General features: G+C 63.3%; 7 protein-coding genes and 1 pseudogene. 6 read left to right on the top strand and 2 right to left on the bottom strand.

Annotated elements, in window-relative coordinates; all coding sequences use genetic code 11:
- Nucleotides 1–159: 159 nt before the first annotated feature.
- The gene (mltB, locus tag AC3WLT_RS36590; RefSeq protein WP_492596431.1) at nt 160–1,398 is read right to left on the bottom strand and encodes a lytic murein transglycosylase B; all 1,239 of its coding nucleotides are present in this window, start codon (nt 1,396–1,398) and stop codon (nt 160–162) included.
- A 199-nt stretch (nt 1,399–1,597) separates the two neighbouring features.
- Between mltB and AC3WLT_RS36595 the strand changes: the two genes are divergently transcribed.
- The gene (locus AC3WLT_RS36595; RefSeq protein WP_492596432.1) at nt 1,598–2,521 is read left to right on the top strand and encodes a histone deacetylase family protein; all 924 of its coding nucleotides are present in this window, start codon (nt 1,598–1,600) and stop codon (nt 2,519–2,521) included.
- Between the two features lie 43 nt (nt 2,522–2,564).
- On the top strand, nt 2,565–3,365 hold the full coding sequence (locus AC3WLT_RS36600; protein WP_492596433.1) for an enoyl-CoA hydratase: 801 nt from the start codon (nt 2,565–2,567) through the stop codon (nt 3,363–3,365).
- A 43-nt stretch (nt 3,366–3,408) separates the two neighbouring features.
- Here AC3WLT_RS36600 and AC3WLT_RS36605 read toward each other — a convergent pair whose 3' ends face one another.
- Entirely contained in the window at nt 3,409–4,308 is a 900-nt protein-coding gene (locus tag AC3WLT_RS36605) for an alpha/beta hydrolase (RefSeq protein ID WP_492596434.1), read from the bottom strand.
- A 241-nt stretch (nt 4,309–4,549) separates the two neighbouring features.
- Between AC3WLT_RS36605 and AC3WLT_RS36610 the strand changes: the two genes are divergently transcribed.
- From AC3WLT_RS36610 to AC3WLT_RS36625, 4 genes and pseudogenes are all read left to right on the top strand, one after another.
- The gene (locus AC3WLT_RS36610) at nt 4,550–5,584 is read left to right on the top strand and encodes a methionine ABC transporter ATP-binding protein (protein ID WP_492596435.1); all 1,035 of its coding nucleotides are present in this window, start codon (nt 4,550–4,552) and stop codon (nt 5,582–5,584) included.
- The gene (locus AC3WLT_RS36615) at nt 5,574–6,227 is read left to right on the top strand and encodes a methionine ABC transporter permease (RefSeq protein ID WP_492596436.1); all 654 of its coding nucleotides are present in this window, start codon (nt 5,574–5,576) and stop codon (nt 6,225–6,227) included. Before AC3WLT_RS36610 ends, AC3WLT_RS36615 begins: the two co-directional genes overlap by 11 nt.
- Before the next feature lie 54 nt (nt 6,228–6,281).
- Entirely contained in the window at nt 6,282–7,082 is an 801-nt protein-coding gene (locus AC3WLT_RS36620) for a MetQ/NlpA family ABC transporter substrate-binding protein (protein ID WP_492596437.1), read from the top strand.
- A 236-nt stretch (nt 7,083–7,318) separates the two neighbouring features.
- Nucleotides 7,319–7,416: pseudogene (locus AC3WLT_RS36625) on the top strand (electron transfer flavoprotein subunit beta/FixA family protein); the annotation flags it as partial.

Here is a 7,416-nt window from a genome sequence, read left to right on the forward strand (position 1 = left end):
TGTTCGCTTGATCCCTGATTCCAATTGACTCTCCTTCCAGGGGCGGAAAAAGTGTCAACCCATTTCAGGACGGGTCATAGCCAACAAAAAAGCGCCGGTTTCAGCCGGCGCTTTTTTATATCTGGTCATGCAGCGGGACCCAGCGCCCCGCAGCGCAGGCTACTGCGAAGCCGCACTTGGCGGCGCTGCATGGTTGCCGTTCGGGTTGCCGTTCGCCGCATCGCTCGCGGCCATCTGCGCTTTGACCCGCTCGCCTAACTGATAAACCGCGAGCGCATAAAAGAAGCTGCGGTTATAGCGCGTCAGTACATAAAAGTTCTTCAAGCCCAGCATGTATTCGGTGCCCCGCCCCGGCGACGGCAAATCGACCACCGTCACCGGCGTACCCGCTTCAGACGCGATATCGAGCCTCGGCTCGTCCATCGCCAGTCCGGCGCGCAGCAGTTGCTGCAACGGCCAGTGCGGTTCCGGCTGACCGTCCGCGGCGGCTTGCGCAACGCCCAGGCTGCCCGCGTCAGAACCGATCTTCCATACCACGGGCCGGCCGTTTTCCCAGCCGTTCTGACGCAGATAGTTCGCCACGCTGCCGATCGCATCCGCCTGGCTCGTGCGCAGATCGATCTGCTTGTTGCCGTCGTAGCTCACCGCGTATTGCACGATGCTGCTCGGCAGGAATTGCGGAATGCCGATTGCGCCGGTGTACGAACCGAGCACCGTGGTCGGATCGATTTGCGAATCGCGCGTCCACACCAGGTAGTCTTCGAGATTCTTGCGGAAGGTCGCCTGACGATCCGCGCGATTGGCGGTGTTCGGATAGTCGAAAGTGAGCGTGGTCAGCGCATCGAGCACGCGGAAGTTGCCCATGAAGCGACCGTAGATCGTCTCCACGCCGATGATGCCGACGATCACTTCCGGCGGCACGCCGAACTCTTCGTAAGCGCGTTGCAGCGTCGCCTGGTTGGCGCGCCAGAAGCGCACGCCGGCGTTGATGCGAACCTGGTCGAGAAAGCGCGACTGGTACACGCGCCAGTTCTTGACCGTCGGCGAGGGTGACGGCGTGACCAGCTTGACCGCCGTCGCCGAATAGCTCACGCGTGCAAACAACGCGTGCAGCGCGGCCTGGTCGAAGTCGTAGCGCGCGGACATGTCGTTGACGAACGCGTCGACGTTGGGATTATTCGCATAGCGCTGCGGGATGATCTCTTCTTCGAAGGTTTGCCCTTGCGGCACCGTCTGTTGCGGCTGGCTTTGCGCGACCAGCAGCGGCGGTCTTTGCGCGGTGCTTTGCGCCATTGCCGGACAGGCTGCTGTGAACGCGCACCACGCGACGGACAGTGCGGCGGCTACGCTCGTTGTGCGTAGCCGGTTTCGTGCAGACAGAGCAAGCTTGACGGTCATAGTGAGCTGGGGCGCAGTGCAAAAGAGACAGGGGAAAAACGGATCGGGGCAGTATACCCGACGCCTTCTGCAAAACTGAGCCCGGCACGTCATAGCCGCATCGTGTGGTAACTTGACGATAGTTGGCGCGCCGAGGGTGCGCGCCCTTGGACGGAGACACGCCGCGCGCCTCGAAGGCGCCGCGTCGCAGAAGAGAACCATGGCAACAGGCTTTTATTCCCACCCCGACTGTCTGCTGCACGATATGGGGCAATGGCATCCCGAATGCCCGGCGCGCCTGCAGGCAATCGAAGACCAACTGATCGCAAGCCGTATCGACTCGCTGATCGAACGCGAGTCGCCGCCGCTCGCCGACGAAGCGTCGTTATTGCGCGTGCATACCCAGGCGCACGTCGATTACATCCGTAGCCGCTCGCCCGCCGAGGGCCTCGCCGAAATCGACCCCGACACGTCGATGAACCCGCACACCTGGCAGGCCGCGCTGCGCGCGGCGGGCGCCGCGGTGGCCGCGACCGACGCCGTCATCGAAGGCCGACACGACAACGCGTTTTGCAGCGTGCGCCCGCCCGGCCACCATGCCGAGCCGGCGCGTGCGATGGGTTTCTGCTTCTTCAACAACGTCGCGATTGCCGCGCGCCATGCGCTCGAAGTGCACGGCATGCAGCGCGTCGCGATTGTCGACTTCGACGTCCATCACGGCAACGGCACCGAAGCCGCCTTTTCGGGCGATTCGCGCGTGCTGATGTGCAGCATCTTCCAGCATCCGTTCTATCCGTTCACCGGCGCCGACAACCAGGCGCCCAACATGTGCAACGTGCCGATGCCGGCGCGCTCGAAGGGCATGGCGGTGCGCGAGGTAGTCGATATGCTGTGGCTGCCGCGTCTGCACGAATTCAAGCCGGAGATGATCTTCATCTCGGCCGGCTTCGACGCGCATCGCGAGGACGATCTCGGCAACATGGGCCTCGTCGAAGACGACTACGCGTGGATCACCGATCAGGTGCGCGAGATCGCAAGGCGCTATGCGCAAGGGCGTATCGTCAGTTGCCTGGAAGGCGGCTACAACCTGTCGGCGCTAGGACGCAGCGTGGTTGCGCATGTGCGCGCGCTGGCCGGAATCTGAGCGCCGCGGAGAACCCACCCCGAACTTCAAGGAGGAGCGAGCCATGAATGCCGATATGCGCAGCGCTTCACTGGTGGAGATCGAACACGGCGCGTACGGCTTGCCAGGCGTCGTGCTGGTGACGATGAGCCGGCCGGACGCGTTCAACGCGCTTTCCGAGGCCTTGCTCGACGAATTGCAGACCGTGTTGACCGGGCTCGGGCAGTCCAGCGCGCGGGTGGTCGTGATCGCCGGCGCGGGCCGCGCCTTTTGCGCGGGGCACGATCTGAAGGAAATGCGCGCGGCGCCGTCGCTTGCTTACTATCAGGCATTGTTCGCGCGCTGCACGAAGCTGATGCTGACGATCCAGCGCTTGCCGCAGCCGGTGATCGCGCGCGTGCATGGCATCGCGACGGCGGCCGGCTGTCAGCTCGTGGCGATGTGCGATCTCGCGGTCGCTGCCGATACCGCGCGCTTTGCGGTCTCCGGCGTCAATCTGGGGCTGTTCTGCGCGACGCCTTCGGTGCCGTTGTCGCGCAACCTGTCGCGCAAGGCTGCGCTCGAAATGCTGCTGACTGGCGATTTCATCGATGCAGCCGAGGCGAAGCATCAGGGTCTGGTGAACCGCGTCGTGCCGGCGGACGCGCTCGATGCCGAGGTCGCGAGACTCGCCACCAGCATTTGCGCGAAACCGGTCGAAGCCGTCAGCGCCGGCAAGGGCCTGTTCTACCGTCAGTTGGAGATGGGTATTGAAGCGGCTTACCAGCTCGCCGGTCAGACGATGGCCTGCAACATGATGGACGACTCCGCGCTCGAAGGCGTGCAAGCTTTCATCGACAAACGCGCGCCCGCCTGGAAGCGCTAGGCTAGCGGCGCCTCGCCGTTATGCCAGGCTGTCGCCGCAGCGCTCAGGCCTTGGGCAAGCGCGCCTCGATCCACCCAATCAATTCTCCGATCACCCGGTCGCGGTCCAGATCGTTCATCGTTTCGTGATAGCTGTCCTCGTGCAGCGTGAGCGTCTTGTCCGGTGAGCCCGCGTGTTTGCCGAAATCGCGGCTGCCATCGGGTTCGGTGAGCTGGTCCGCGGTGCCGTGATACACCAGCAGCGGCACGCGCAAGCCCGCGCGGCCTCGTTCTATGCGTGCCATCGCGAGCAGGATTTCCGCTCCGGTGCGCGCGGGTATTGAGCCGTGGTGCACCAGTGGATCGCGGCGATTGGCGTTCACCACTGACTCGAGGCGCGACAGCAAAGCCGCGTCGATTTTCATCGCTGGGAAGGTCGGCCACAGGCGGCTGATCACCTGGCTCAGCTTGAGCATCCAGCGCGGTACGTCGCGGCCGGGCGCGAGCGCGGGGCTCGACAGGATCAGACCGCTCAGTCGCCGGCCAGTCGCGTCGAGGCGCTCGATCGCGTAGAGCGCGGCCACTGCGCCGCCCATGCTGTGCCCCATCAGGAAGAGCGGGGCGCAACTCTGCGCCGCGGCGTCGAGCAAGGCTTGTGCATCCAGCAGATAGTCGTCGAAACGCTTCACATAGGCCCGTTTGCCGGGCGCTTGCCCGTGTCCGCGCAAATCGATCGCGACCAGTTCGATGCCGGCCGCGTTCAGGCGCGCGGCCAATGCGGCGTAGCGTCCGGCATGTTCCGCAAGCCCGTGCAGCAGCGCGACCGTGGCGCGCAGCGGCGCGGCGGCCGGCCAGCGATATAGCGGCAGTTCGAAGCCGTCGCTCGTCGTGACCGTCGAGCGCAACGGGGCGCCAGTGCGGATATCCGCCGCGGAACGCGCATTGCCGGGTTGGGTTGTCTCCATAGCCGCCATGTGTCCTGATTTTGATCCGCCCGATCATAGTCGCAGCCGTTGTGCCGTACGCGAGAATCGCTTACCGGGCGTGCCTCTAATTCTCTCTGGTTATGAAAAGATCGTAATTGATTATTAAAGGGAATGTCGGTGCTGCGGTAGAATTGCGGCCTCAAATCCCAATAAAAGCAACGGCGGCCGCTTGTCGGGAGCGCAAAACGCTCGCTGGCAACCTCCGCCGTTTGGTTTTTCCATGATCGAAATACGCAATATCTCTCAGCGCTTCGAGGGGCCCCGGGGCTGGGTCGAGGCGCTGCACAACGTCAATCTGTCGATTCCGGCGGGCGAGGTGTTCGGCATCATCGGCCGCAGCGGCGCGGGCAAGAGTACGCTCGTGCGCACCATCAACCTGCTGACGCGCCCGACCGAAGGCAACATCGTCGTCAACGGCCGCGATCTGACGACGCTGCCCGCCGCGCAATTGCGCGAGGCGCGTCGCGAGATCGGCATGATCTTCCAGCACTTCAACCTGTTGTCGTCACGCACGGTGTACGAGAACGTGGCGTTGCCGCTCGAACTGGCCGGCATGAAGCGCGACGAGATCGAGGCGAACGTGCTGCCGCTGCTCGAACTGGTCGGGCTGTCGGCGCAGAAGGATCGCTATCCGGCGCAGATCAGCGGCGGGCAGAAACAGCGCGTGGGCATTGCGCGTGCGCTGGCGAGCAAGCCGAAAGTGCTGCTCTCCGACGAAGCCACCTCCGCGCTCGATCCCGAAACCACCCGCGCGATTCTCGAACTGCTCAAGCGCATCAACCGCGAACTGAACCTCACGGTCGTACTGATCACGCACCAGATGGACGTGATCAAGCAGGTCTGCGACCGCGTCGCGGTGCTGGACGCGGGCCGCGTGGTCGAAGAAGGCAAGGTCATCGACGTGTTCCTGCAACCGCATCACGAAGTCACACGCGCGCTGATCGGCGACGTGATCGCCCAGGAGCTGCCGCCGGCGATGAAGGCGCGTGTCGCCGAACGCCTGAAGACCGGCCGCGGCCATTTGTTGCGCCTCGCCTTCACCGGCTCGGGCGTCGATCAGCCGATTCTGTCGGAGACGATTCGCTGCTACGAACTCGACTTCAACATCCTGCATGGCCAGATCGACGAGATCCAGGGGCAGGCGTTCGGTTCGCTCGCGGTGCTCGCGGGCGGCGAACCGGCGAAGGTCGCACAGGCGCTGACGTATCTGCGTGAGCAGGGTGTGGTGGTAGAGGAGCTCTCGTATGTTGAGTGAAATGTTCGACATGTTCGTCCAGTCGTTCTGGGAAACGCTCGTGATGGTGGGCATTTCCGGACTGGTCGGCGCTTTGGTGGGTTTGCCGCTCGGCGTGCTGCTGTATCTGACGGATCGCCAGGGCGTGTTGCAGAACGTCGCGGTGAACCGCGCGATGGGCGTGATCGTCAATGCCGTGCGGTCGACGCCGTTCATTATCTTGCTGGTCGCGGTGATTCCGTTCACGCGGCTGGTGGTGGGTTCGTCGATCGGCACGGCCGCGGCCGTGGTGCCGCTGACGATCGCCGCTGCGCCGTTCATCGCGCGTCTGGTCGAAACCGCTTTGCGCGAAGTCGATCGCGGTCTGATCGAAGCCGCGCAGGCGATGGGCGCGACCACCAGCCAGATCGTCTTGAAGGTGCTGTTGCCGGAATCGCTGCCGGGCGTCGTAGCCGGTTTGACGATCACGTTCGTTTCGCTGGTCGGCTATTCGGCGATGGCCGGCGCGATCGGCGGCGGCGGCCTCGGCGATCTGGGCATCCGTTACGGGTATCAGCGTTTCCTGCCGGAAGTGATGCTGACGGTCGTGGTGATTCTGATCGTCTTCGTGCAACTGGTGCAGTCGTTCGGGGATTGGCTCGTGCGCCGTTTGAGCCATAAATAAACAAGGGTCATCGGAACCCGCTCAACAGAATCGATAGATTCGGAAAGGTCCATCATGCAACGTCGTTTCATTCTCAAGCTGGCCGCCACGCTCGGCGCCGCGTCGCTGTTCGCTGCCGCTACGGCTGCTCACGCTGACGAGTCGATCAAGGTCGGCGTGACCGGCGGCCCGCACGCGCAGATCATGGAAGTCGTGAAGACGGTCGCGGCGAAGAGCGGCCTGAACATCAAGATCGTCGAGTTCTCCGACTACGTGCAGCCGAACGCGGCGCTCGCCGGCGGCGACCTCGACGCGAACAGCTACCAGCATGACCCGTACTTGCAGGCGCAGGTAAAGGACCGCGGCTACAGGCTGATTCGTGTCGCCGACACGGTCACGTACCCGATGGGTATCTATTCGAAGAAGGTGAAGTCGCTCGCCGAGTTGCAGCCGGGCGCGAAGATCGCCGTGCCGAACGATCCGACCAATGGCGGCCGCGCGCTGTTGCTGCTGCAAAAGCAGGGTCTGCTGAAGCTGAAGGCGGATGCGGGCCTGAAGGCGACGCCGCTCGACATCGTCGACAACCCGAAGAAGCTGAAGATCGTCGAACTCGACGCCGCACAAATCCCGCGTTCGCTGAACGACGTGGACGCCGCCGCGATCAACACCAACTTCGCGATGGAAGCGGGCCTGAAGCCGAAACAGGACGCCATCGCGATCGAGGACCCGAAGGGTCCGTACGTGAACATCATCGCGATCCGCGAAGCCGACCGCAACAAGCCGTGGGTCGCCAAGCTGGTCGCGGCGTATCATTCGCCGGAAGTGAAGCAGTTTGTCGAAAGCAAATTCGGCGGGTCGGTGATCGTCGCCTGGTGATCTGACGGTCATCGGAGTAGCAAGATATGGCGGCAAGGCAAAATTAGAGTCGTAAGTCGGAACCCGGGGTTGCCGCCCGGGTTTTTTCGAGATTAAAATAGAACGACCGTTCGATATTGCCGTCACGCTGCTGAGGAGCGATATCCTCCTGCTAAAGCGCCCGCGACACGGCTTCCGTAAGGGCAGTCGTTATAATGTTCGTTGGGTTGACGTATTCGTAACTTTGGAGCGTGTGCATGAAAATCCTGGTGCCAGTGAAGAGAGTGGTCGACTACAACGTGAAAGTCCGGGTGAAGTCGGACGGCACGGGCGTCGACATCGCGAACGTGAAGAT

It is taken from the genome of Paraburkholderia sp. FW306-2-2C-D06C (assembly GCF_058781505.1).